This window comes from Kushneria sp. AK178 (genome assembly GCF_053903105.1).
Genome location: NZ_CP096381.1, coordinates 3,133,864 through 3,158,113 on the forward strand (window position 1 = coordinate 3,133,864; position 24,250 = coordinate 3,158,113).

At 61.2% G+C, this 24,250-nt stretch carries 19 protein-coding genes, 2 tRNA genes and 3 rRNA genes; 5 read left to right on the forward strand and 19 right to left on the reverse strand.

Annotation, left to right across the window (positions count from 1 at the left end; all coding sequences use genetic code 11):
* Window positions 1–7 precede the first annotated feature (7 nt).
* A complete protein-coding gene (gene hisF / locus M1D97_RS14460; RefSeq protein WP_456268403.1) occupies window positions 8–781 on the forward strand; it encodes an imidazole glycerol phosphate synthase subunit HisF in 774 nt (257 codons plus the stop codon).
* A 46-nt stretch (window positions 782–827) separates the two neighbouring features.
* On the opposite strand, the gene M1D97_RS14465 is transcribed toward hisF, so the two are convergent.
* Both M1D97_RS14465 and M1D97_RS14470 read right to left on the reverse strand, forming a co-directional pair.
* Entirely contained in the window at window positions 828–1,442 is a 615-nt protein-coding gene (locus M1D97_RS14465; RefSeq protein WP_456268404.1) for a YjaG family protein, read from the reverse strand.
* Window positions 1,443–1,521: 79 nt separating this feature from the next.
* On the reverse strand, window positions 1,522–1,815 hold the full coding sequence (locus tag M1D97_RS14470; RefSeq protein ID WP_456268405.1) for an MGMT family protein: 294 nt from the start codon (window positions 1,813–1,815) through the stop codon (window positions 1,522–1,524).
* A gap of 142 nt (window positions 1,816–1,957) precedes the next feature.
* Between M1D97_RS14470 and M1D97_RS14475 the strand changes: the two genes are divergently transcribed.
* The gene (locus M1D97_RS14475) at window positions 1,958–2,563 is read left to right on the forward strand and encodes a type 1 glutamine amidotransferase (protein ID WP_456268406.1); all 606 of its coding nucleotides are present in this window, start codon (window positions 1,958–1,960) and stop codon (window positions 2,561–2,563) included.
* Between the two features lie 3 nt (window positions 2,564–2,566).
* Here the strand turns inward: M1D97_RS14475 and mnmH are convergent, their stop codons facing one another.
* From mnmH to M1D97_RS14505, 6 genes are all read right to left on the reverse strand, one after another.
* Window positions 2,567–3,688: a tRNA 2-selenouridine(34) synthase MnmH gene (gene mnmH / locus M1D97_RS14480; RefSeq protein ID WP_456268407.1), complete on the reverse strand. Its 1,122-nt coding sequence runs from the start codon at window positions 3,686–3,688 to the stop codon at window positions 2,567–2,569.
* A complete protein-coding gene (selD, locus tag M1D97_RS14485) occupies window positions 3,675–4,712 on the reverse strand; it encodes a selenide, water dikinase SelD (protein WP_456268408.1) in 1,038 nt (345 codons plus the stop codon). Before selD ends, mnmH begins: the two co-directional genes overlap by 14 nt.
* Before the next feature lie 101 nt (window positions 4,713–4,813).
* Window positions 4,814–6,187 (reverse strand): DNA repair protein RadA, encoded by a 1,374-nt coding sequence (gene radA / locus M1D97_RS14490; protein WP_456268409.1) that lies wholly within the window; start codon window positions 6,185–6,187, stop codon window positions 4,814–4,816.
* 97 nt (window positions 6,188–6,284) lie between these two features.
* Window positions 6,285–6,764 (reverse strand): copper resistance protein NlpE N-terminal domain-containing protein, encoded by a 480-nt coding sequence (locus tag M1D97_RS14495; RefSeq protein ID WP_456268410.1) that lies wholly within the window; start codon window positions 6,762–6,764, stop codon window positions 6,285–6,287.
* A 126-nt stretch (window positions 6,765–6,890) separates the two neighbouring features.
* Entirely contained in the window at window positions 6,891–8,000 is a 1,110-nt protein-coding gene (locus tag M1D97_RS14500; RefSeq protein ID WP_456268411.1) for an alkene reductase, read from the reverse strand.
* A gap of 118 nt (window positions 8,001–8,118) precedes the next feature.
* Entirely contained in the window at window positions 8,119–9,729 is a 1,611-nt protein-coding gene (locus M1D97_RS14505) for a sulfatase-like hydrolase/transferase (protein ID WP_456268412.1), read from the reverse strand.
* A 129-nt stretch (window positions 9,730–9,858) separates the two neighbouring features.
* On the opposite strand from M1D97_RS14505, the gene hisC reads away from it, so the two are divergent.
* Complete coding sequence (gene hisC / locus M1D97_RS14510) at window positions 9,859–10,923, forward strand: histidinol-phosphate transaminase (protein ID WP_456268413.1); 1,065 nt, start codon at window positions 9,859–9,861, stop codon at window positions 10,921–10,923.
* A gap of 103 nt (window positions 10,924–11,026) precedes the next feature.
* Here the strand turns inward: hisC and rrf are convergent.
* From rrf to M1D97_RS14555, 9 genes are all read right to left on the reverse strand, one after another.
* A 5S ribosomal RNA gene (gene rrf / locus M1D97_RS14515) occupies window positions 11,027–11,142 on the reverse strand.
* A 108-nt stretch (window positions 11,143–11,250) separates the two neighbouring features.
* A 23S ribosomal RNA gene (locus M1D97_RS14520) occupies window positions 11,251–14,144 on the reverse strand.
* Window positions 14,145–14,414: 270 nt separating this feature from the next.
* A tRNA-Ala gene (locus M1D97_RS14525) sits at window positions 14,415–14,490 on the reverse strand.
* A gap of 7 nt (window positions 14,491–14,497) precedes the next feature.
* A tRNA-Ile gene (locus tag M1D97_RS14530) sits at window positions 14,498–14,574 on the reverse strand.
* A 71-nt stretch (window positions 14,575–14,645) separates the two neighbouring features.
* Window positions 14,646–16,185 (reverse strand): 16S ribosomal RNA (locus M1D97_RS14535).
* The 16S, 23S and 5S rRNA genes sit together here with 2 tRNA genes alongside, the layout of an rRNA operon.
* Window positions 16,186–16,636: 451 nt before the next feature.
* Entirely contained in the window at window positions 16,637–17,266 is a 630-nt protein-coding gene (locus tag M1D97_RS14540; RefSeq protein ID WP_456268414.1) for an HAD family hydrolase, read from the reverse strand.
* A 21-nt stretch (window positions 17,267–17,287) separates the two neighbouring features.
* Window positions 17,288–17,959 carry a metal-dependent hydrolase gene (locus M1D97_RS14545; RefSeq protein ID WP_456268415.1) on the reverse strand — a complete coding sequence of 224 codons (672 nt, stop codon included), beginning with the start codon at window positions 17,957–17,959 and terminating at the stop codon, window positions 17,288–17,290.
* Between the two features lie 82 nt (window positions 17,960–18,041).
* A complete protein-coding gene (locus M1D97_RS14550; protein WP_456268416.1) occupies window positions 18,042–18,581 on the reverse strand; it encodes a gamma carbonic anhydrase family protein in 540 nt (179 codons plus the stop codon).
* Between the two features lie 91 nt (window positions 18,582–18,672).
* The gene (locus tag M1D97_RS14555; protein ID WP_456268417.1) at window positions 18,673–20,028 is read right to left on the reverse strand and encodes a sodium-dependent transporter; all 1,356 of its coding nucleotides are present in this window, start codon (window positions 20,026–20,028) and stop codon (window positions 18,673–18,675) included.
* A 130-nt stretch (window positions 20,029–20,158) separates the two neighbouring features.
* Here M1D97_RS14555 and prlC point away from each other — a divergent pair, with 130 nt between their 5' ends.
* Both prlC and M1D97_RS14565 read left to right on the forward strand, forming a co-directional pair.
* Window positions 20,159–22,201: an oligopeptidase A gene (gene prlC, locus M1D97_RS14560; protein ID WP_456268418.1), complete on the forward strand. Its 2,043-nt coding sequence runs from the start codon at window positions 20,159–20,161 to the stop codon at window positions 22,199–22,201.
* Window positions 22,202–22,248: 47 nt separating this feature from the next.
* Window positions 22,249–22,500 (forward strand): YheV family putative zinc ribbon protein, encoded by a 252-nt coding sequence (locus tag M1D97_RS14565; RefSeq protein WP_456268419.1) that lies wholly within the window; start codon window positions 22,249–22,251, stop codon window positions 22,498–22,500.
* 76 nt (window positions 22,501–22,576) lie between these two features.
* Here the strand turns inward: M1D97_RS14565 and sodC are convergent, their stop codons facing one another.
* Together sodC and metF are read right to left on the reverse strand one after the other, a co-directional pair.
* Window positions 22,577–23,104 (reverse strand): superoxide dismutase [Cu-Zn] SodC, encoded by a 528-nt coding sequence (gene sodC, locus M1D97_RS14570; RefSeq protein WP_456268420.1) that lies wholly within the window; start codon window positions 23,102–23,104, stop codon window positions 22,577–22,579.
* A 48-nt stretch (window positions 23,105–23,152) separates the two neighbouring features.
* Window positions 23,153–24,037 (reverse strand): methylenetetrahydrofolate reductase [NAD(P)H], encoded by an 885-nt coding sequence (metF, locus tag M1D97_RS14575; protein WP_456268421.1) that lies wholly within the window; start codon window positions 24,035–24,037, stop codon window positions 23,153–23,155.
* Between the last annotated feature and the right edge of the window lie 213 nt (window positions 24,038–24,250).

The window sequence follows — 24,250 nt, forward strand, 5'->3', positions numbered from 1 at the left end:
GAAGCACATGACACTGGCCAAACGCATTATCCCCTGTCTGGACGTCGATCGCGGTCGCGTAGTCAAGGGCGTCAATTTTCTGGGCATCCGGGATGCCGGCGACCCGGTCGAGGTTGCCCGGCGCTACAACGAGCAGAATGCCGACGAGATCACCTTTCTCGACATCACCGCCAGCCACGAGGCGCGTGGCACCACGCTCGACATGGTCAGCCGGATTGCCGGCGAGGTCTTTATCCCGCTGACCGTTGGCGGCGGCATCCGCAGCTGCGACAACATTCGCGCCCTGCTCAATGCCGGAGCCGACAAGGTCTCGATCAACACGGCCGCCGTCACCGACCCCGACTTCGTGTATGAAGCCGCCGAGCGGTTTGGCAGCCAGTGCATCGTCGTGGCCATCGACGCCAAGCGGGTCAGCGAGGACGGCGAGCCGCCGCGCTGGGAGATCTTTACCCACGGCGGACGCCGGCCGACCGGCCTCGACGCGGTCGAATGGTCGCGCAAAATGGTGGACTACGGCGCCGGTGAGCTGCTGGTGACCAGCATGGACCGTGACGGCACCCGGGAGGGCTTCGATCTTGGCGTCACGCGGGCCATCAGCGACGTTGTGTCGGTGCCGGTGATCGCCTCGGGCGGCGTCGGCAGTCTTGACCATCTGGCCGCAGGGGTGAAGGAAGGTGGCGCGGATGCGGTGCTGGCCGCCAGCATCTTTCACTTCGGCGAGTACACCATCGAGCAGGCCAAGCAGTACATGGCCGATCAGGGCATCGAAATGCGCCTGTAAGCCGGCCCGGCACGGCGTCGATTCCCGGCGCCGTGTCTCTGCCCGGTTACGCCTCGCCCGGGTCGGCCGTCAGCCCCAGATTGCTGACGCCCTCGTTTTTCCCCAGCGTTCGCAGCTCGCGAAGACCGGCGCGGTCCAGCGTCTGCGTCTCGACCGTCTCCAGCACCGCCAGCTGAAAGGCCCGCTCATCACTCATCAGCTCGTGATCGTCGATCAGGGCCTCGCGTTCGGCATCGTCATCGATCGCCTCACCGGCACTCATCTCGACAAAGCGCTCGATGCCACCGATGGAGAGGCGACTGACGTCGACGGCTGCCTCGACCGCCGGTCCTGACAACACGTCCATGCAGGCCGAAAGCGCCAGCGTCAGGTCCCGCGCGATGCGCGCCCCGAAGCTGTCGTCATCTTCCGGCGGCTCACAGGCAGCAAGCTTTTCCGCCTGGCGCTCAAAGTTGATGCGGGCATCGCGCACGCCAAGGCTTTCCCACACCAGTGCCAGGATACTGGTCACGCCGTGGGCATCCCCCGCCGCGCCGACCTCGGCATAGAGACGGTAATTGGGCATCAGCCGCTCGCTCAGCGCGGCCATGAAGGCGAGCGCCTGACGCGACGACAGCGCCCGCAGACGCGTTTCAAACCCCGGTGCGATCATGGTGGGCATTGCTTCTGCTCCCTGCTCGGAATACATCATGGTGAGATGGCTGGTGTCATGACGGCAGCGCCGGTTGCCCTGACTCCGGTCAGGGCCAGAAAAAGCGCTCGGGGATGCGCCCGCGCGCATTGAACACCACGCCTTCGGCACTCAGCAGTTCGCGCTGCTCACGAGCGCCGTCATGGTCGGCCAGGCGACCGCCGGCGGCCACCACGCGATGCCAGGGCAGCGCATGCCCCTGCGGCAGTGTTCGCAGCAGCGCCCCGATCGAGCGGGCCGTGGCGCCCTCCGTCATTCCGGCGATGGCCCCGTAGGTCGTCACACGTCCTTCAGGAATGCGGGCAATAATGGTCGTGGCCTGCTCCCGTACCGCGTCGCGCATGGCATGTCCCGGTGTCTGTCCATATCGGTGTATGCTGGACGATCAGACTCTCGTTATCCATCATGGCCCTATCATGCATATCTATTTTTTACAGCATGCGTCGCATTTTGGACCGGCCCGACTCGCGGACTGGTTGACCAGCATGGGCCACAGTTTCAACGTCTGTCGGCTCGACGTCGACGAAGTGCCGCCGCGCCCCGGCGATTTCGACGCCCTGATCGTGCTGGGCGGCCCCGAGCAGATTGTTCAGCACGGCTGGGCCAAACGCGAGCAGCATCTTATCGAGCGCACGCTCAAGAGTTCAAAGCCGATGATGGGGCTGGGCTACGGCGCGGAGCTGATTGCCGCCTCGCTGGGTGCCATTGTCTCCCCCAATACCCACGGCGAGTTCGGCTGGCAGGCGGTGCGCGGCAACGAGGACGGCGATCTCGATCTGCCGACACGCTTCGAGGCCTTTCTCTGGCACCGACGCATTTTCGGCCTGCCGGAAGGCGCCATTTCGATCGGTGCCAGCGAGGCGAGCCCCCTGCAGGGCTTTACCTGGGATGGCGCGCGCGTGGTGGCCATGCACTGTCACCTGGAGGCCACGCCGGACTGGGTTCGAACGCTGACCGAGCTCGAGGCGCAGAGTCTTTCAACGCCGGGGCGCTGGGTGCAGTCGCGTGACGAGATGCTCGAGGACAGCCGGCGCTTCGCACAGCAGGCGGCCATCCTGGACCGGGTCATGATCGACTGGTTGCGCCTTTGAGCATTACCCGGCGCCGTCGCTTCGGCGCTGCTGATCGACGGCCTCACGCACGAACGCCAGCACCTCCTGCCAGGTGCCGGTAAAGGCGGGGCCCTGCTCGGCCTGGCGCAGCTGATAGCGATACATGGGATCGTAGTATTCACTCAGAAGCGGCGACAGCCAGCCATCGTGGGCCTGACTGTCGCCCGTGGTGACATGCGCCTCAAAGGCCTGCTGCTGCAGTTTTAAAAGCCGCTCCAGGCGGGCACTGCCCAGGCGCTTTTTCAGGCGCACCAGCGCGCTGACCAGCTGACGACGCATCAGCGCCCAGCCCAGCCAGGGGCCATAGGCGCTGCGATACTGGCTCCAGAGATCGTCGATATAGTCACGGCGTATCTGGGCCAGGCGCCACGCCAGCGGCATCTCGATCAGCACCCGGGGTGCCGTGCAGAGACCCTGCCAGAGCGACAGCGGGATCTCGACGCTGCCGATACGCCGGGATTCATCCTCGAAGATATAGGGTGCCCGACGATCGGCAAGATCCATCGCCAGCGCATGTTCAAAATCGATCTGCGCTGGCGGCTGCCCCGGCTGACGGCCAAAGCTCGAGCCCTTGTGACGTGCATGCCCTTCCAGATCGATGCCGCTATCGAGCGCCTTGATCAGGTCGGTCTTGGCACAGCCGGTCAACCCGGCAATCACCAGCGACGGTGCGCCGGCGGCCTCCTCGGTGAGTGCCATCAGGGTGCGCCGCGCCGCCTTGAACCCGCCTTTCAGCCGCGGCACGTCAAGGCCTTCCTCCGCCAGCCAGCGCTGGGCAATGCCTGAACGCTGGCCGCCGCGCGCGCAGTAGATCACCGCATCGGGGTGACGTTCGATGGCGTCGCGCCAGGCCGCCAGGCGACTGTCGCGCAGGGGGCCGCTGACCAGTTGATGGCCCAGCCTGAGGGCGGCATCGCCGCCGCTCTGTCGATAGCAGGTGCCGACCTGCGTCCGCTCGTCGTCATCCATCAGCGGCAGATTGATGGCCCCGGGCAGCGCGCCCTGGGCAAACTCGACCGGCGCACGCACATCGATCAGCAGTGAGGGCGCCCTGAGCTGCTCGAGCGTCGGGCTCAGCTGTTCGCCCTGTTTAGTGCTGGACATGAAAGACGGCATCGCCCTGTCGGGTAACACATTCGCCGAAGGCTTCCAGGGTCAGGCCGTGCTCGCGACCGATGCGTTCGACATCATCCTCATAGGCGGGGTCCACGGCCAGTACCAGACCGCCGGAGGTCTGCGGGTCGCAGAGCCACTGCCAGTGATAGTCATCCATGGCCGGCATCAGTGAACCCATGGCGTGATGGTTGCGCTCCGTACCGCCCGGTACCGCACCCTGGCGCAGGTAGCCATCCGCCTCGGGAATACGCGGCAGGCGCTTGAAATCGATCCGGGCGGCAACATTGCTGGCCGTACAGATCTCCCCCAGATGCCCGGCCAGTCCGAATCCGGTGACATCGGTCATGGCATGAACGCCGGGCACGGTGGCCAGTTTCTGTCCGATGACATTGGTGCGCAGCATGGTGTCGCGCGCCAGCCCATGATGCTCCGGGGCCAGCAGGCCGCGCTTTTCGGCCGTGGTCAGCACCCCAACGCCCAATGGCTTGGTCAGATAGAGCCGATCACCGGGGCGCGCGCCGCTGTTGCGCTTGAGATGCTCGAGCTGAACCAGCCCGTTGACGGCCAGCCCGAAGATGGGCTCGGGCGCATCGATGGAGTGACCACCGGCCAGCGCCAGACCCAGCTCGCGACACACCGACTGGGCACCGGCCAGCACCTCACCGGCAATCTTCGGTGAGAGCGTGTCCACCGGCCAGCCCAGGATGCCCAGCGCCATGATGGGCCGCCCGCCCATGGCAAAGACATCGCTGATGGCATTGGTGGCGGCAATGCGCCCGAAATCGAAGGGATCATCCACGATCGGCATGAAAAAGTCGGTCGTGGCGATCAGACCCTGACCGTCGCCCAGATCGTAGACGGCGGCATCCTCACGGTCCTGATTGCCGACGATCAACTTGTCGCTGAAAGCGCCGGGACCGGCATTTTTCAGCATCGTGTCCAGCACATCCGGGGCAATCTTGCAGCCGCAACCGGCGCCGTGACTGTACTGGGTAAGACGAATCTGTGTCATGAACTGCTCCCTGTATGATCCGCAATAAAATCGATGACGCCACCGCACTGTGCCATTGCGGCCGGACCCCGGCCAGCGCACCGAGGGGCCACCCGATTGGACTAGATGGCCTCGAGCGCCTCGGAGAGCCGGTCGACTGCAATGACCTCCATGCCGGCCGGTGCCTTTTTCGGCGCGTTGCCTCGCGGGACGATGGCGCGGGTAAAGCCGTGCTTGGAGGCCTCGACAATGCGCTCCTGGCCGCTGGGGACCGGACGAATTTCACCCGAGAGCCCGACCTCACCGAACACCACCAGCTCGCGTGGCAGCGAGCGGTTCTGAAGGCTCGAGACCACGGCCAGCAGTACCGCCAGATCCGCACTGGTCTCCAGCACCTTCATGCCACCCACCACGTTGATGAATACGTCCTGATCGCCGGTAAACAGGCCGCCGTGACGATGCAGTACTGCCAGCAGCATGGCCAGGCGCTGGGCATCAAGGCCGACCGCCACGCGCCGGGGATTGCCCAGTGCCGATTCATCCAGCAGCGCCTGTACTTCCACCAGCAGCGGCCGGGTGCCTTCCCAGACCACCATGACCAGACTGCCGGGGGCCATTTCTTCGCCACGGGACAGGAAGATGGCGCTTGGATTCGTCACCTCCCGCAGCCCCTGCTCCAGCATGGCGAACACCCCCAGCTCGTTCACCGCCCCGAAACGGTTTTTCTGTCCGCGCAGGGTACGAAAGCGCGAGTCCGAGCTGCCCTCGAGCAGCAGCGAGGCATCGATCATGTGCTCCAGCACGCGGGGCCCCGCCAGAGCGCCATCCTTGGTGACGTGCCCTACCAGCATCAACGCCGTGCCGGTCTGCTTGGCAAAACGGGTCAGCGCCGCGGCCGATTCACGCACCTGTGCCACGCCGCCCGGGGCCGAGGAGATATCTTCCAGATGCATGGTCTGGATGGAGTCAATGATCAGCACGGCAGGTTTTTCCCGCTCGGCCATGCCCAGAATGGTCTCCACGCTGGTTTCGGCCAGCATGGAAAGCCCCTGGGTGGGCAGCGAGAGACGATGGGCGCGCATGGCAACCTGAGACAGCGACTCTTCACCGGTGACATAGATCACGCGATGCTGCTGTGCGAGATGACAGGCCGTCTGCAGCAGCAGCGTCGATTTGCCCGCCCCGGGATCACCACCCAGCAAAATGGCGCCGCCGGGTACCAGCCCGCCACCCAGAACGCGGTCAAACTCGCCATAGGTGGTCGAAAAACGCGGCAGCTCGCTCAAATCGACCTTTGACAGGTCGGTCAGCGCCACGCCGGCGCCACCGGCATAGCCCTGACGCGCCGTACCCGCGCCGCCACCGGTACGAGAGGCGCCTGACAGGCGTATTTCGGTCAGCGTATTCCATTCACGGCAGTTGCTGCACTGCCCCTGCCATTTGGAATATTCAGCACCGCACTCGGTGCATACAAATGCGCTTTTGGCTTTTGCCATGCTGCCTGTCCGGTCTTTTGAATAATGTCAGACATGAAAAAGGGCGGCCTGACGCCGCCCTTTGGTCAACACTGCCATCAGGGCAGCATCACCGGTCTTACTGCTGTCGGGTCAGACGCAGGGTCTCGCCGTTTTCGAAACGACGCAGCTGCGGGTCCACCAGTTCGAGCGTCGAATCGTTAACACGCTCGAAGTAGTACACCTGCCCCTCACCGGAAGGCGTCAGCTCATACACGGTGGCCGAGGGATCATCCTGCATGCCGCTGATCACGTCCCAGTTGCCGCTGTAGGTTTCGGTGGGCGGGTTCTGGGGATGCCCCTGATACTGGGCATCCAGCTCGAACGTGCGATCCTGCGGATCGGTCGCGTTCTCGTCGCCCTGCAGATCGACCGTCAGCGCGATACCGTTACAGTTGCGACACGGCAGCGTGCCCGTGTAGGTGCGCGTTTCGCTCTGTGCCTGTGAGGACGGGGCCGTCGCCCCCGCGCTATCGGTCCCCTGCTCACCGCCAGTGCCGGCACAACCGGCCAGCAGCGCCATCAGAGCCGAACCGGCCAGCAACGTTTTCATCTGCATGAAGCTTACTCCTGATGCATGTTTTCTGGTCGTCTGAACGACCGGTGCCCCCTAGCATAGCTGCTTGTCGGGGGCCCCGGAAAGACACCAGAGCACATAGAGTCACTACGGCAGGGTCAGAAACCGTTAGCGTGCCTGCTCATCCAGAAAGGGATAATCGGTATAGCCCTTTGCGTCGCCACCGTAGAAGGTATCGGGGTCGGGTTCGGCCAGCTCGGCGCCGAGTCGAAAGCGCTCGGGCAGATCGGGATTGGCAATGAAGGGTCGGCCGAAGACAGCCGCATCGCCGATACCGCGCTCGATCAGATCCACTTCGCCCTGGGCCGTGTAGTGGCCGCAGAAAAGCAGTGCGCCGTGACGGAAACGGGCGCGCAGGGCGCGACGGAAATCGTCGGTCAGGTGGATATCATCGCCGGCCCAGTCAGGCTCGTTGACGTGCAGATAGGCGAGCTCACGCACGTTGAGCTGCTCGGCCAGGTAATAGGCCATCTGTTCGGATTCGTCATCCTTGAGACCGAAAATCTCGATAAAGGGCGATATGCGCAGACCGACCCGGTCATAGCCAAAGACACTGGCGACGGCATCCACGATCTCGAGCACCACGCGGGCGCGGTTTTCGATCGAGCCGCCGTAGCGGTCGGTGCGCTGGTTGGAGCCGGTGGCCAGAAACTGCTGCAGCAGGTAAGCATTGGCGGCGTGGACTTCGATCATGTCAAAGCCGGCACGCAGCGAGCGTACAGCAGCCTGACGATAATCCTCGACCAGCCCGGGAATTTCTTCGGTTTCCAGCGCTCTCGGCGTGCTCGCGTCCTCGCGGCCGGCGCTGCCATCCTCGAATTCCACGAAGGCCTGGGCGCCTTCGCCGCGCAGGGCGCTGGGCGCGACCGGCTGCTGCCCGTCGGGCTGAACGCGCTCGTTGGAGACCCGGCCGACATGCCAGAGCTGCAGCGCGATGCGACCACCGTGAGCATGCACGGATTCCACCACACCTTTCCAGCCGGCTTCCTGCTCATCGGTCCAGATGCCCGGCGTATAAACATAGCCCGCAGCCGTCGGCGAGATATTGGTCGCCTCGGCGATGATCAGCCCGGCCCCGGCCCGCTGACCGTAGTAGATCTCCTGCAAGCGCCCCGGTACACGATCCGGCGTACGGGCGCGGGTCAGCGGCGCCATGATGACGCGGTTGGGAATTTCCAGTGACCCCAGTTGAAGCGGCTCGAATAGAACATCATGCATGGTGGGAACCTCCGTGTTCGATGACACTGATATCATCAGGAATTGTCAGTCAGCCTCGTATATGGAGACTGTTAGCCTGCTTATCAAGTCATTGAACAACAAATCCTTCAGTGCTTCGTCACGAAGGTCCAAATCCTTCAATCAAACGCTGGCGCAGAGCGTCCATTCCCCAGCGGGCACTGTCCTGATCCGGCAGCATGCCCGAACGCCAGCCCCACTCGCCAAACTGCTGCAGTACGCTCGTATCCCGGCTCATGACATGGACGGGGACGTCCAGACTGGCGCCCTCTCCGGTAATGATGGAGGCTGGCTGATGATCGCCCATGGCGATAACCACCAGATCATCATCACCGTAATGCGTCACGAATGACGCCAGCGTCTCGAGCGCATAGTCCACGGATTTGAGGTACTGGGCACGCACACGGTCGCTGTCCTGCCAGACCACATCGGGCGGGTCGCCGGCGCTGGCCCACTGATTGAAGATGCGACCCTCCCCGACATCTGCCCAGTCGATCAGTGGCGGGATCGGTGTCCAGGGGGCGTGGCTGCTCAGGGTGGCCATTTCTGCCATGACGGGGGCACGCTCGGTGTCAGCAAGCTCAAGGCGCTGCAGTGCCGAATACGTGTACTGATCCGGCATGGTGACCCAGTTGAAGGGTGCTCCCTCATAGCCAAGATTGCGCACATCATAGACCTGGTCAAAGCGGTAATAGCGGTTGGCCGGCCATTCACGCGTCAGGGCCGGCTCCACGGCCAGGGTGCGCCATCCGGCGCGATTGAACAGGCGTGTCAGCGAGACGCGCTCGGTGTCCAGCAGCCAGTTGTAGCGCCGCTGTGAGTTGATCCAGAGCCCCGACTGCAGCGTGGCGTGCGCCAACCAGCTCTGGCCGCCGACCGTGGGAGATATCAACCAGGCGCTACGGGTGCCAAACCCTGCCTGCCCCAGTTCGTCGTCAATGGCGGCCATGCGCGCGCGCATGACACCGGCATAGCGCTCATCTTCCAGCGCCGTGCGCCCATAGGACTCGATGAAGACGAACAGCACATCACGACCTCTCAGACCCTGCAGGAGCTGCTCGGCGGGTATCTCTGCGACGGGATCCTGTCCGGCATGTTCCTTGAGAGCGGCAAGGTCCTGAAGGTTCTGCCGGGACTGCGACACGTGCTCGACAATCAGCCGTGAGGATTCTGCCGGCCGGGCAGTGTCATGCCAGAAACTACTCGCAAGGGACGCCACCAGCAGCCCTGCCACAACGGACCAGAGCGTCACGCGTGATCGTCGCGGACCGTCCAGTGCGCCATGGCGCCCCAGAAGCCACAGTCCGATGATCAAAAGCGCCAGCACCAGCAGCAGTATCATGACCAGCCCGGCGGCCAGCAGCCACGCCCTGTCGGTGCCGATCGTGCCGCTGAGCACATTCCATCCCGGCCCCAACAGACGCCAGTCCGAGACAGGATCGAAGATTCGCCAGTAGGCCTGCAGGGCGATCATATCAGCCAGCTTGATCAGCACCAGCAGCAGCAGCGCAATCGCCAGCAGCGGGGATAGAACCGCTCTCGCTCGACGCGGGGCGCACCACAGCACCATCAGCATTAACGGTAGTTCGAGCGGGGGCAGCCATGCATCAAACTGATTGAGCGCCGTGGTTTCGTTGGGCAACGTCAGCACGAGATACCCCAGCAGAAGCGTTGCCCCCATGGCGCTCATGCGTCCGATGTTTCCAGTCACCGCTCCGTCTCCCGGCCATTCGATAAAGCCGTCCATATTAGCAGCTGCGGGCGCACGGACGAGGCTTGCGAACCTTACGGGCAGGGGTCAACATGCGCTTACCGTATTGTCCCCTGGCAGAGAGCAGCGATGAGCAAGTTCTGGAGTCCCGGCGTTGACGCACTGACGCCCTATGTCCCCGGTGAACAGCCGCGGCAGCGCATGATCAAGCTCAATACCAACGAGAATCCCTATCCACCATCAAAGGGGGTCGAACAGGTCCTCAGGCAATTCCCGTGTGAACAGCTGCGCCGCTATCCGGACCCCGAGTCCCTGGCACTGCGTGACATGCTGGCCCGGACCTATAACGTGACCCGGGATCAGGTGTTCGTGGGTAACGGCTCGGATGAGGTGCTGGCCTTTGCCTTTCGTGCCTTTTTTCAGCGTGAAGGCGAGGCACTGGCGATTCCGGAGCACACCTACAGTTTCTACCCGGTCTACTGCCAGCTTTACGGCATCGATCTGCAGAGAATCGCATTGAACGATCGCTGGGAAATCCCGCTGGCGCATTTCCCGGAGACGGGCCATGCCGGCATTGCCTTTGCCAACCCGAACGCACCCACGGGCCATGCTCACGATCGTCAGGCCATCAAATCACTGCTGGAGCGTCAGCATGAACGCGTGGTGCTGGTGGATGAGGCCTATCACGGCTTCGGCGGTGAGAGCGCTGTGCCGCTGATCGATGACTATCCCAATCTGCTGGTTACGGGCACCTTCTCGAAATCCCGCAGTCTGGCAGGCATGCGTATCGGTTTCGCCATCGGCTCAAGAGAGTTGATCGAGGGGCTGGAGCGCATCAAGGACTCCTTCAACTCCTACCCGCTCGATCCGCTGGCCAGCGCCGTGGGGATCAAAGCCCTTGAAGATACGCAGCATTACGATGAGTGCTGCCACGCCATCATGGCAACACGTGATCGCACGGCTCAGGCACTGAAGGATCTGGGGATGGAGGTGCTGCCCTCACGGGCCAACTTCCTGTTTGTCCGGCCGGGGCAACAAGACGCCGCGTCGGTGGCGGCCGGCCTGCGCGCCTCCGGTATCCTGGTGCGTCACTTCTCAAAGGCTGGTCTGTCCGACTGGCTACGGATTTCGATCGGCAGTGACGAAGAGATGACGGCGCTGGTTGATGCGCTGCGGGCGATGGCGACCGCGTAGCGCCGCGCGCCGGTCACGTCAGTGACCGGCGGGCGCGGCCGGCGATTTTTTCGAGCGCACATAAAAGAACCCCGGTCCTTTGGGACCGGGGTTCGGAAGGGGTGCCTGACGATGACCTACTCTCACATGGGGAGACCCCACACTACCATCGGCGCGGAGCCGTTTCACTGCCGAGTTCGGGATGGGATCGGGTGGGACCGGCACGCTATGGTCGTCAGGCAATTCTGCAGACCGGCTGCTTTCGAGCAGCGGGTCGTAATCGGGATCATGCTGATCGATACGTTCCGTGTATCCGGCGTCGTGTGACGCGAACCACTTGGGTGTTATATGGTCAAGCCTCACGGGCAATTAGTACGCGTCAGCTCAATGCATTGCTGCACTTACACACCGCGCCTATCGACCTCGTCGTCTTCGAGGGCCCTTCAGGGAGCTCGAGGCTCCAGGGAAGTTTCATCTTGAAGGGGGCTTCCCGCTTAGATGCCTTCAGCGGTTATCCCGTCCGCACATAGCTACCCGGCGGTGCCATTGGCATGACAACCGGTACACCAGCGGTGCGTCCACTCCGGTCCTCTCGTACTAGGAGCAGCACTTCTCAAACTTCCGACGCCCACGGCAGATAGGGACCGAACTGTCTCACGACGTTCTAAACCCAGCTCGCGTACCACTTTAAATGGCGAACAGCCATACCCTTGGGACCGACTTCAGCCCCAGGATGTGATGAGCCGACATCGAGGTGCCAAACACCGCCGTCGATATGAACTCTTGGGCGGTATCAGCCTGTTATCCCCGGAGTACCTTTTATCCGTTGAGCGATGGCCCTTCCATACAGAACCACCGGATCACTAGAACCTGCTTTCGCACCTGCTCGACATGTCCGTCTCGCAGTCAGGCACCCTTATGCTCTTGCACTCATTGCACGATTTCCAACCGTGCTGAGGGTACCTTCGTGCTCCTCCGTTACACTTTGGGAGGAGACCGCCCCAGTCAAACTACCCACCACACACTGTCCTCACACCGGATCACGGTGCGGAGTTAGAACGCCGATGATGCCAGGCTGGTATTTCAAGGTTGGCTCCACCCCGACTGGCGTCGGGGTTTCAAAGCCTCCCAGCTATCCTACACAAGCAACATCAGCGTCCAGTGTGAAGCTATAGTAAAGGTTCACGGGGTCTTTCCGTCTAGCCGCGGGTACACTGCATCTTCACAGCGATTTCAATTTCACTGAGTCCCGGGTGGAGACAGCGTGGCCATCATTACGCCATTCGTGCAGGTCGGAACTTACCCGACAAGGAATTTCGCTACCTTAGGACCGTTATAGTTACGGCCGCCGTTTACCGGGGCTTCGATCAGGAGCTTCGCCCCGAGGGGCTAACACCATCAATTAACCTTCCGGCACCGGGCAGGCGTCACACCCTATACGTCCGCTTACGCGTTGGCAGAGTGCTGTGTTTTTAATAAACAGTTGCAGCCACCTGGTCACTTCGGCCGGTCGCCGCTCGAGCCGCGAGGGCTGTCACGGTTACCGGCGCACCTTCTCCCGAAGTTACGGTGCCATTTTGCCTAGTTCCTTCACCCGAGTTCTCTCATACGCCTTGGTATTCTCTACCTGACCACCTGTGTCGGTTTGGGGTACGATCGCATGTTATCTGAAGCTTAGAGGCTTTTCCCGGAAGCGTGGCATCAGTGACTTCCAGACCGTGGTCTGTTCGTCTCGTGTCTCGGCTTGAAGAGGACCGGATTTGCCTGATCCTCAGGCCTACGCACTTTCACCGGGGCAACCAGCGCCCGGCTCACCTAGCCTTCTTCGTCCCCCCATCGCAATAACATCCGGTACGGGAATATTGACCCGTTTCCCATCGACTACGCCTTTCGGCCTCGCCTTAGGGGTCGACTCACCCTGCTCCGATTGTCGTCGAACAGGAACCCTTGGTCTTCCGGCGGGGCGGGTTTTCACCGCCCTTGTCGTTACTCATGTCAGCATTCGCACTTGTGATACCTCCAGTATACCTCACGATACACCTTCGCAGGCCTACACAACGCTCCTCTACCGCGCATCCAGAAGGATGCACCCGCAGCTTCGGTACCCGGTTTGAGCCCCGTTACATCTTCCGCGCAGGCCGACTCGACCAGTGAGCTATTACGCTTTCTTTAAAGGATGGCTGCTTCTAAGCCAACCTCCTGGCTGTCTGTGCCTTCCCACATCGTTTCCCACTTAACCGGGATTTTGGGACCTTGGCTGGCGGTCTGGGTTGTTTCCCTTTTCACAACGGACGTTAGCACCCGCTGTGTGTCTCCCACGCTGTACTCACCGGTATTCGGAGTTTGCCTCGGGTTGGTAAGCCGGGATGGCCCCCTAGCCGAAACAGTGCTCTACCCCCGGTGGTAATACGTGAGGCGCTACCTAAATAGCTTTCGAGGAGAACCAGCTATCTCCGAGCTTGATTAGCCTTTCACTCCGATCCACAGCTCATCTCAGCATTTTTCAACATACTTGAGTTCGGACCTCCAGTCAGTGTTACCTGACCTTCATCCTGGCCATGGATAGATCGCCCGGTTTCGGGTCTATTTCCAGCAACTAGTTCGCCCATTTAAGACTCGGTTTCCCTGCGCCTCCCCTATTCGGTTAAGCTCGCTACTGAAAATAAGTCGCTGACCCATTATACAAAAGGTACGCAGTCACCTAACAAGTAGGCTCCCACTGCTTGTACGCACACGGTTTCAGGTTCTATTTCACTCCCCTCGCCGGGGTTCTTTTCGCCTTTCCCTCACGGTACTGGTTCACTATCGGTCAGTCAGGAGTATTTAGCCTTGGAGGATGGTCCCCCCGTCTTCAGTCAGGGTTTCACGTGCCCCGACCTACTCGATTTCACAATGCTCGGATTTCGGCTACGGGACTATCACCCGCTATGGTCAGACTTCCCAGACTGTTCGCCTATCGGTTGCACTGCTTAAGGGCTGCTCCCCGTTCGCTCGCCGCTACTGAGGGAATCTCAATTGATGTCTTTTCCTCGGGGTACTTAGATGTTTCAGTTCTCCCGGTTCGCCTTCATGAGTTATGTATTGGCTCATGAATACTTACCTGATGGTAAGTGGGTTTCCCCATTCGGAAATCGCCGGGTCGCAGGTCATTTGCCACCTCACCGACGCTTATCGCAGGCTGTCACGTCCTTCATCGCCTCTGACTGCCTAGGCATCCACCGTGTGCGCTTGATCGCTTGACCATATAACCCCAAGGGGTCCGGTCACGATCACACGACATTTCGCCGGATACGTCCAAAACGTATCACAACTTTTACGTTGTCTGCCGGCCGGGTCACAACGCTCATCGCGGAGATGAGGTGTTCACCGACCGGCAGGTCAGCATGATCCACATTGTTAAAGAGCGGTACTGTTGAAAAACAACAGTCAGAAATCATGTCGATGATTGTCATCATCATGACTTTTGACTGTGGCTTCATCAAGGAAAGTAGAAGACTGACCACCGGGCTGTATGGTGGAGCCAGGCGGGATCGAACCGCCGACCTCCTGCGTGCAAGGCAGGCGCTCTCCCAGCTGAGCTATGGCCCCGACAGGTTGGTGGGTCTGGGCAGACTTGAACTGCCGACCTCACCCTTATCAGGGGTGCGCTCTAACCAACTGAGCTACAGACCCAAGCAGTCTTCGCTCTATCCGATCAGGCAATTTGTGTGGACGCGCTGACTCGCGAGAACACGTTAGTCGTTTAAGGAGGTGATCCAGCCGCAGGTTCCCCTACGGCTACCTTGTTACGACTTCACCCCAGTCATGAACCACACCGTGGTGATCGCTCTCCCGAAGGTTGAGCTAACCACTTCTGGTGCAGTCCACTCCCATGGTGTGACGGGCGGTGTGTACAAGGCCCGGGAACGTATTCACCGCGCCATTCTGATGCGCGATTACTAGCGATTCCGACTTCACGGAGTCGAGTTGCAGACTCCGATCCGGACTGAGGCCGGCTTTTTGGGATTGGCTTCACCTCGCGGATTCGCAACCCTTTGTACCGGCCATTGTAGCACGTGTGTAGCCCTGCTCGTAAGGGCCATGATGACTTGACGTCGTCCCCACCTTCCTCCGGTTTGTCACCGGCAGTCTCCCTGAAGTTCCCGGCCGGACCGCTGGCAAAAAGGGATAGGGGTTGCGCTCGTTACGGGACTTAACCCAACATTTCACAACACGAGCTGACGACAGCCATGCAGCACCTGTCTCTGCGTTCCCGAAGGCACTCTCCCATCTCTGGGAGATTCGCAGGATGTCAAGAGCAGGTAAGGTTCTTCGCGTTGCATCGAATTAAACCACATGCTCCACCGCTTGTGCGGGCCCCCGTCAATTCATTTGAGTTTTAGCCTTGCGGCCGTACTCCCCAGGCGGTCGACTTATTGCGTTAACTGCGCCACCAAACCCTCAAGGGGTCCAACGGCTGGTCGACATCGTTTACGGCGTGGACTACCAGGGTATCTAATCCTGTTTGCTACCCACGCTTTCGCGCCTCAGCGTCAGTGTCAGTCCAGAAGGCCGCCTTCGCCACTGGTATTCCTCCCGATCTCTACGCATTTCACCGCTACACCGGGAATTCCACCTTCCTCTCCTGCACTCTAGTCTGCCAGTTCCGAATGCCGTTCCCGGGTTGAGCCCGGGGCTTTCACATCCGGCTTGGCAGACCGCCTACGCGCCCTTTACGCCCAGTAATTCCGATTAACGCTTGCACCCTCCGTATTACCGCGGCTGCTGGCACGGAGTTAGCCGGTGCTTCTTCTGTGGGTGATGTCCTTCATGCCGGGTGTTAACCGGCATGCCTTCTTCCCCACTGAAAGTGCTTTACAACCCGAGGGCCTTCTTCACACACGCGGCATGGCTGGATCAGGGTTTCCCCCATTGTCCAATATTCCCCACTGCTGCCTCCCGTAGGAGTCCGGGCCGTGTCTCAGTCCCGGTGTGGCTGATCATCCTCTCAGACCAGCTACGGATCGCGGCCTTGGTGAGCCGTTACCTCACCAACAAGCTAATCCGACATGGGCTCATCCGATAGCGCAAGGTCCGAAGATCCCCTGCTTTCTCCCGTAGGACGTATGCGGTATTAGCTCGGGTTTCCCCGAGTTATCCCCCACTACCGGGCAGATTCCCATGCATTACTCACCCGTCCGCCGCTCGTCAGCGGGTAGCAAGCTACCCCTGTTACCGCTCGACTTGCATGTGTTAGGCCTGCCGCCAGCGTTCAATCTGAGCCATGATCAAACTCTTCAGTTCAAGATGAAGCTTTGAGATTCTTTAATCGACACTGCAAAAGCAGTCTCGAAAGGCGAATCAATCCGGGCTCGAGGTCAAACTGATACTCTTGACGAGTGTTCGTCTGCTCGATTATCTATGTGACTGGTGTCACACGAGCCAGACGCCCACACAAATTGCCTGATCGACTTGTTAAAGAGCGTCTCGAAGATGTTGTCAGCTGCCGTTGGCGGCTGCTTCGAGAGAGTGGGCATTTTACAGCCCTGCATCGAAAAGTCAACTACTTTTTTTCGATGCGGAAGTCAGCGGCTGGAATCAAATCCTGATTGAAGCGACCAAAACATTAGTCAAAACAATCACCTGCAGACTTCCCCGCTGCCTCGTCGCCGTGTGCTCCGTGGCAGCGGATGCGTACTTTATAGATCAGACCGGGTGCGTGCAACCCCTTTCGACAAAAGATTTCATTTTTCTGTCACGACGATATGGATGTCGGGTCAGAACGCAGATAGCCGTTTTCTTCAAGACAGGCTTCCAGTGCCTCCCTGCCCTTGACCAGATGCGCGCGCATGCCCAGCCTCCGGGCAGCCTCAACGCACTCCGGGTTGTCGTCCAGAAAGGTGATCCATGAGGGCGTACATTCAAGTGCGTCAAAAACGTACTGCCAGGCACGCGGGTCCGGCTTGCGGTAACCGATTTCGTGCGAAAGGAAGACCGCATCAAAACAGGCCGCCAGACCGGTACGCTCCACGACCGGCCAGTGCAGGGCGTTATTGTTGCTGAGAATGGCCATGTAAAACCGCGGATCGATTCTTTCGAGCAGCTCGAGCGTGCCGGGATAGAGGCCGGTCACCCAGCCGGCATAGTGCCGACCGAACGCTTCGGGCGTCATATCCAGCGCAAGGGCGTCGACGGCAGCCTCGAGAAAGCCTTCGGAAGACGCCCTGCCGGTTTCGAAGGGCTCGAGCGGGGCGAACTCCAGCCAGAATCGACGTGCCTCCTCCCGGCTCAGCCGTCCATTCGTCAACGCGACAAGCGGCGTCGTGCCGTCCCAGTCAGCCAGCACACCGCCGACGTCAAACAGAAGTATCTCGCGCTGCATCATGTTCCTCTCTCCAGAATCGGGTTACCCCCAGAGGGCCCATAGCCTGCTGCCGATATTCTGTAGCGCTCCATAGGGCGGCAGCCAGGGCGTCATCGACACCATCACGACGCCCATGAGCAGTGCCGTTTGAGGCGTACCGTAATCGTAGAGCTTGAAGGCCGTGCCAAAGGAGCGTTTCAGACGTCGCCCCTCGATGTCGATACTGTAGATCTCATCCAGCAGGAGATGAATGAGTACGCCGATCAACATCGCGCCAGCAAACAGCCATGACTGGGTCGCAGTCTGTATGAAGAGATGGTAGCTCACCGCTGCCACGGCAAGTGCCGACAGCACTGCCGCCAGCAGGGAGTGCCAGATGCCGCGATGCACGGAGAAACGCTTGAAAAGGGTACTCAAGGGATATCGAACCAGAAGATAGGCACCTATCCCCACACCGCTCAGCTCGACCAGGGAAAGAAAGGGCTGCAGGGCCGACACACAGCCGATCACGGCGAGCATGGCCATTAGTGTAAAGATCAGGCGCACCGCGCGTGACTGATCGGCATCGATGTCCGGCACCACACCGCCCAGTGCCACCAGCCCTGCGATCGGAACACCATCGACAAAGGGCCAGAGGCCGGCCTGCCAGCCCAGCCCCCCGATCAGCGCCCCGCCTGCAGCAGCCACCGTAAAATGCGTTGTAAAATTGGCCATGATTCAAATACTGGATAAAAACCCATATTATGGCGCAATTTTTCCAACAACAACAATGATCTAGAGAATGCCGAAAACGATATTATCCGTTTTCTTCGGCCAGAAACTCATCCTTGAGGGCGACGTAATTGGCCGCCGAATACTCAAAGAAGCGATATTCGGCCTCCTTGAGCGGCCGCAGCTGGCGCACCGGATTGCCGCCATAAACGTAGCCGCTTTCCAGATGCTTGCCGGGTGGCACCACGGCCCCCGCCGCCACCAGCACCTCACTTTCCACCACCGCGCCATCGAGCACCGTGGCATTCATGCCGATCAGTACCTTCGAGGCGATGGTGCAGCCATGCAGGATGGCGCGATGCCCGACGGTCACATCATCGCCGACCGTCAGCGGGTAACCCCCGGGGCTATAATCACTGGCGTGCGTGATATGAAGAACCGAGCCATCCTGAATGCTGGTGCGAGCGCCGATGCGGATATGGTGCATGTCGCCGCGAATCACGGCAGTGGGCCAGACCGAGGTATCATCCCCCAGCGTGACGTCTCCCAGCACCACGGCGGTATCATCGATAAACACGCGCTCGCCCAGCGCCGGCGACATGCCCCTGAAGCTTCGAATACTCATCTCAACTCTCCCTGCCCGATGTGTGATACCAGTCTGCAACACGCACAGCCATGCCGCCAGCCTCTCTCCCTGTTCTGCCGGTCCGGTCCGATCAGCCGGATTGACCGCTCAGGAAAAAGCCCAGCAGCACCACCAAAAGCAGTGGAATGGACACCCAGCGCACCACCCCCCGCCAGAGCCGATAAAAGCGCTCCCCGGCACCGATGGCCGCTACCGCACGGGGAGCATCCATGACCCAGGCCGCAAAGACGGCAATCAGCAGGCCTCCAACGGGCAGCATGATATCGATCGGTAGCGTCGTGGCCAGATCAAACAGGGTCATCTCCCCGACAGGGCGAACATCCGACCAGACAGAGAAGGAAAGCGCCGAGGGCAGTCCCATCAGCCAGACCCCGGCACCGATCACGAGAGCGGCCACCCGGCGCGTCATGCCGAGATCGCCCAGCATGGCCACCATGGGTTCGGCCAGATTGATGGAGGAGGTCCAGGTCGCCAGCAGCAAAAGGACAAAAAAGGCGCCCAGCCACAGGGCGCCCCCGGGAAGATCGGCAAAGGCGATGGGCAGCGTCACGAACATCAGCCCCGGCCCGGAATCCGGCGCCATGCCCTGAGAGAAGACAATCGAAAAGATGGCGATACCGGCCAGCAGCGCCACGGCCACATCGAGGATGGCCACGGTCACCACGGCCCGGGGCAGACTCTGATCGTCGGGCATATAGGCCCCGTAGGCCATCAGCGCGCCAGCCCCCACCGCCAGGGTAAAGAAGGCATGTCCCATCGCATTGAAGACCGCCATGGGCGTCAGCGCCGAAACATCAGGCTTGAAAAGCCATGCCAGTGCGGTCGCGAATCCGCTGGTGGTAAAGGCATAACCCACCAACAGGATCAATAGTCCATACAAAAGCGGCATCAGCAGATTGTTGAGCCGCTCCAGGCCGCCACCTACACCGAGGGCCACCACCGACATGGTCAGCAGCAAAAAGAGGCTGTGATTGAGCAGCACCCGCCCGGGGCTTGCCAGAAAGGCCTCAAAGGCCCCGCCGATCTCCTGTGGTGAGCGCGAGGAGAAGCTGCCGCTCAGCGCCTCTATCAGATAGTCGATCGACCAGCCGGACACCACCGAGTAGAAGGAGAGAATCAAAAACAGGGTGATACCGCCGAAAAGTCCGAGCCAGCCCCAGTGTCGGCTTTTTTTTGCATCGCGTGCCAGAAAGATCAGCGCCTGCATCGGCGCACGTCGGCCGGCGCGCCCGATCATGATCTCGGCCATCATCACCGGCAGGCCCAGCAGCACGAGAAATATTACATAGAGCAGCAGGAAGGCAGCACCGCCGTTTTCACCGGTCATCCAGGGAAAGCGCCATATGTTGCCCAGACCTACGGCCGCCCCCGTCACTGCTACAATAAACGCACGGCGTGATCCCCAGCGCTCCACCACCTCGGACATGTCCTGCATCCCTTCCATCGCGCCATGAGGCGCACCGAATCAGCTCACGATGCCGCGTGCCCGCATTGAAACCGGCACCCGACACCCTCATTGTCAACAGTATATCTTTCGCCAACCGCGAGGTCGCTTCATGTCTACCAATCCCCTGCTCGAATCCCATGCGCTTCCCCCTTTCGAGGCCATTACGCCGGACAGCATCGAGCCGGCCGTGGACGAGCTGCTCGCGCGCAACAAGGCCGCCATCGAAAGACTGGTCGAGGAAGGCAATCATACCTGGCAGGGGCTGGCCGCACCGCTTGAAGCGATCAACGACCAGCTTTCCCAGGCCTGGTCGCCGGTGTCACACCTCAATGCCACCATGAACTCACCGGCCCTGCGCGAGGCTTATCAGGCCTGCCTGCCGAAGCTGTCGGCCTATGGCACCTGGCTGGGTCAGCATGAAGGCCTTTTCAGGGCGTTCCAGACGCTGGCCGAAAGCGACGAGTACCGCCAGCTTGATCAGGGCCAGCGCAAATCGATCGACAACACCCTGCGCGATTTCCGTCTGGCCGGTGTTGACCTGCCGCCTGAAAAAAAGGCCCGATTCGGCGAGATTCAGGCCCGCCTCTCGACACTCTCCAACACCTTTTCCAACAACGTGCTGGACGCCACCCAGGCCTGGCATCTGGATGTCCCGCGGGAGCGTCTGGGCGGGCTGCCACAAAGCGCGCTGGACACGCTGGCCGCCAATGCCGAAGCCAAGGGCGTCGAGGGTTATCGCATCACGCTCGACTTCCCGAGCTTTTTCCCGATCATGAGCCACGCCGATGACCGCGCCCTGCGCCAGGAGGTCTATACCGCCTTCGTCACCCGCGCCTCCGATCAGGGGCCCAACGCCGGCGAATTCGACAACTCCGACGTCATGGCCGAGATCGTGACGCTGCGACAGGAGCTCGCCGGGCTGGCCGGCTTTGACACCTACGCCGACTACTCGATGGCCACCAAAATGGCCGACAGTCCGGATCAGGTGCTCGATTTCCTTCATGATCTGGCCAGCCGCGCCGTACCGCAGGCGCGGGAAGAGTTCCAGACACTCAGCGACTTTGCCCGGGACGAGCTTGGCATTGAAGAACTGGCCCCCTGGGACACCGGCTACGCCAGCGAAAAGCTTCGTGAAGCGCGCTACGCCATCTCACAGGAAGAGCTGCGCCCCTACTTCCCGGCGCCCGGCGCCGTCGACGGGCTGTTCCGGGTCATCGGCAAGCTCTTCAACGTCAGCTTTCAGGAAAACACCGACGCCCCGCGCTGGCACAGCGACGTGCGCTTTTTCGACATCCTGGAAAACGGTCAGCCCATCGCCGGCTTCTATCTCGACCTCTATGCCCGGGAAGGCAAGCGCGGCGGCGCCTGGATGGATGAATGTCGCGTCCGACGCGAGCGCGGTGATGGCGAGACCCAGCTGCCGATCGCCTATCTGACCTGCAACTTTACCCGTCCGGTGGGGGATCGGCCGGCGCTTTTGACCCATGATGAAGTCCTGACCCTCTTTCACGAGTTCGGTCACGGGCTGCATCACATGCTCACGCGTCAGACGGTGGCGGATGTCTCCGGCATCAACGGTGTGGCGTGGGACGCCGTCGAGCTGCCCAGCCAGTTCATGGAAAACTTCTGCTGGGTGCGCGAAGGCCTTGATCTGATCGCCGCTCACGTGGATACCGGTGAACCGCTGCCGGACGACCTGCTCGAACGTCTTCAGGCGGCCAGAAACTTCCATTCCGCCATGACCATGGTGCGCCAGCTCGAGTTCTCGCTGTTCGATCTGCGCCTGCACCGCGAGCATCGTGCCCCGCAGGCCGACGACATCCAGTCCCTGCTCAACAGCGTTCGCGATCAGGTCTCGGTTGTGCCCAGAGTTGACTTCAACCGCTTCCAGCACGGCTTCAGCCATATCTTCGCCGGTGGCTATGCGGCCGGCTACTACAGCTACAAGTGGGCCGAGGTCCTCTCCGCGGATGCCTGGTCGGCCTTTGAGGAGGCCGGTGTCTTCGATCAGGCCACCGGCATGCGCTTTCGCACCAGCATCCTGGAACAGGGCGGCGCCCGGGATGCGGCCGTTTTGTTTCAAAAATTTCGTGGACGCGAGCCCAGTATCGAACCGCTGCTTCGCCACAGCGGTATCCACCGGGCGGCCTGATCCCCCGTATCATGACCGGCAGTCACTACTGCCGGTCCGGAGGTCTGATGAATCAGCAAACACCCAAACGGTTTATTGCCGGCGCCATCTGCCCGCGCTGTAACGCCATGGATCGCATTCGTAGCTGGGAAAGCAACGGCACCCGCTATCGCGAGTGCGTCAGCTGCGACTTTTTTGAACAGCTGCCCATGGATGAAGAAAGTCTCGATCCGCTGGATACGCGTGTTTCCAAAAACCGTCCCGAACCGGAAAGCGACGATTTTCAGCCGGTCAAAATCATCGATCCGGGCAAGCACTAGCGCCTGCCGCGGGATCAGCATTAAAAAAGGCCCTGCCGGGTAACCGGCAGGGCCTTTTAATCATCGGCACGGGTGATCAGCTGTTGTCTTCGATCACACCGCAGGCCCAGCGGCCGCCGCCGCCGCCCAGGTGCGGGGGCTCGCTGTAAGTGTCACCGCCTTCGTGAATGACGACCGCATGGCCGGCCAGATCACTTTCTGTCAGGCGAGGCGCCAGCACCGGCGTGTTGATGTTGCCATCGTTGTCCGCGACCACCAGCGGCATATCGCCCAGGTGGCTGTCCTCGACATACGGGCCGGCATGCGTATCCGTCTCTTCCGGATCAAAGTGCCCGCCGGCAGCCCCGGCCGGTGTCACTTCCCCATCGCTGGTGGAAGGCTCGCAGCTGGGATTGGCGTGCAGGTGAAAGCCGTGCATCCCCAGGCCCGGCAGACCGGAAATATCGGGCGTGGCCAGCAGCCCGTACTCGGTATCCTCGAAGGTCACGGTGCCCACGGAATCGCTTACGCCCTCATCCGTTGCCTTGTGCAGTTCAACGGTGGTCTCTGCCATGGCCAGGGGCGCTACTGCCAGCAGTGCTGATGCCAGAAACAGTCTTTTCATTGGAAGTCCTCTCGAGTCGGCCCGTTAACGGTTGGTATCTCTCAAAGACTAGTTCGTCTGCCGGCCCGCGACCAATCCGGGTCGAGGCGTCTCAAGCGACAGCTCAGTGACGATATTCGTGCAGGCCTCTGCCTGATTGAGCGTATAGAAGTGCAGACCCGGCGCCCCCTGGTCCAGCAGCTGCTGGCAAAGGCGCGTCACCACCTCATGGCCGAAGGCGCGAATGCTCTCGCTGTCATCACCGTAGGCTTCCAGCTGACGACGCACCCAGCGCGGAATCTCGGCCCCGCACATCTCGGAGAAACGGGCGAGTTTGGTGTAGTTGGTGATCGGCATGATGCCCGGGATGATCGGCACGTCCACGCCGCGGGCCCGGACCCGATCCACGAAATGATGATAGGCATCGGGATTGAAGAAGTACTGCGTGATGGCCATGTCGGCGCCGGCACGCACCTTGTCGGCAAAGTGATCGATATCGCGCTCGAAGCTGCTCGCCTGCGGGTGGCATTCGGGATAGGCCGCCACGGTCAGATCGAAATGATCGCCGGTCTCCTCCCGGATGAAATCGACAAGGTTGCGCGCATAGCGAAACTCCCCGACGCCCATCATGCCCGAGGGCATGTCGCCCCGCAGGGCCACGATCCGTTGGACACCGTGGTCACGGTACTGCGTCAGAAGCCGGCGAAGATCGGCCCGGTCGCTGGCCACGCAGGAGAGATGTGGCGCCGTGCAGATGCCGGTATCGCGGGCAATGTTTTTGACCGCGTCGAAGGTGAAATCACGCGTGGAGCCGCCGGCGCCAAAGGTGACCGAAAAAAAGCGCGGATCGAGTGTCGCCAGGCGGTTGTAGACCTCCGGCAGCCGGTCACGACCGGCGTCGGTGCGCGGCGGAAAGAACTCGAAGCTGATATCGGGTGAACGCAGGTCACTCATGGGTCTGAAGGTCCTTTTGACGAATCACGGCGTCGACCGCACAGGACGCAATGCCATGTCTGCGACCTGCCTGCTACCGGCAGCGGTCAACCATCGATTGATGTCATGTATTGTGACGACGCCAGCGGACCGGGCCAAATGAAAGATTCGGGGGCACTGATCAAGCAGGATTCATGTTCGGGCGACAGACACGTTCAGGGCGAACGACAGGCG

Excerpts from the sequence above, each read along its gene's own strand:
- hisF (WP_456268403.1), top strand. The coding sequence starts at position 8 with ATGACACTGGCCAAACGCATTATCCCCTGTCTGGACGTCGATCGCGGT.
- M1D97_RS14465 (WP_456268404.1), bottom strand. The coding sequence starts at position 1,442 with ATGCCCACCATGATCGCACCGGGGTTTGAAACGCGTCTGCGGGCGCTG.
- M1D97_RS14470 (WP_456268405.1), bottom strand. The coding sequence starts at position 1,815 with ATGCGCGACGCGGTACGGGAGCAGGCCACGACCATTATTGCCCGCATT.
- M1D97_RS14475 (WP_456268406.1), top strand. The coding sequence starts at position 1,958 with ATGGGCCACAGTTTCAACGTCTGTCGGCTCGACGTCGACGAAGTGCCG.
- mnmH (WP_456268407.1), bottom strand. The coding sequence starts at position 3,688 with ATGTCCAGCACTAAACAGGGCGAACAGCTGAGCCCGACGCTCGAGCAG.
- selD (WP_456268408.1), bottom strand. The coding sequence starts at position 4,712 with ATGACACAGATTCGTCTTACCCAGTACAGTCACGGCGCCGGTTGCGGC.
- radA (WP_456268409.1), bottom strand. The coding sequence starts at position 6,187 with ATGGCAAAAGCCAAAAGCGCATTTGTATGCACCGAGTGCGGTGCTGAA.
- M1D97_RS14495 (WP_456268410.1), bottom strand. The coding sequence starts at position 6,764 with ATGCAGATGAAAACGTTGCTGGCCGGTTCGGCTCTGATGGCGCTGCTG.
- M1D97_RS14500 (WP_456268411.1), bottom strand. The coding sequence starts at position 8,000 with ATGCATGATGTTCTATTCGAGCCGCTTCAACTGGGGTCACTGGAAATT.
- hisC (WP_456268413.1), top strand. The coding sequence starts at position 9,859 with ATGAGCAAGTTCTGGAGTCCCGGCGTTGACGCACTGACGCCCTATGTC.
- M1D97_RS14540 (WP_456268414.1), bottom strand. The coding sequence starts at position 17,266 with ATGATGCAGCGCGAGATACTTCTGTTTGACGTCGGCGGTGTGCTGGCT.
- M1D97_RS14545 (WP_456268415.1), bottom strand. The coding sequence starts at position 17,959 with ATGGCCAATTTTACAACGCATTTTACGGTGGCTGCTGCAGGCGGGGCG.
- M1D97_RS14550 (WP_456268416.1), bottom strand. The coding sequence starts at position 18,581 with ATGAGTATTCGAAGCTTCAGGGGCATGTCGCCGGCGCTGGGCGAGCGC.
- M1D97_RS14555 (WP_456268417.1), bottom strand. The coding sequence starts at position 20,028 with ATGTCCGAGGTGGTGGAGCGCTGGGGATCACGCCGTGCGTTTATTGTA.
- prlC (WP_456268418.1), top strand. The coding sequence starts at position 20,159 with ATGTCTACCAATCCCCTGCTCGAATCCCATGCGCTTCCCCCTTTCGAG.
- M1D97_RS14565 (WP_456268419.1), top strand. The coding sequence starts at position 22,249 with ATGAATCAGCAAACACCCAAACGGTTTATTGCCGGCGCCATCTGCCCG.
- sodC (WP_456268420.1), bottom strand. The coding sequence starts at position 23,104 with ATGAAAAGACTGTTTCTGGCATCAGCACTGCTGGCAGTAGCGCCCCTG.
- metF (WP_456268421.1), bottom strand. The coding sequence starts at position 24,037 with ATGAGTGACCTGCGTTCACCCGATATCAGCTTCGAGTTCTTTCCGCCG.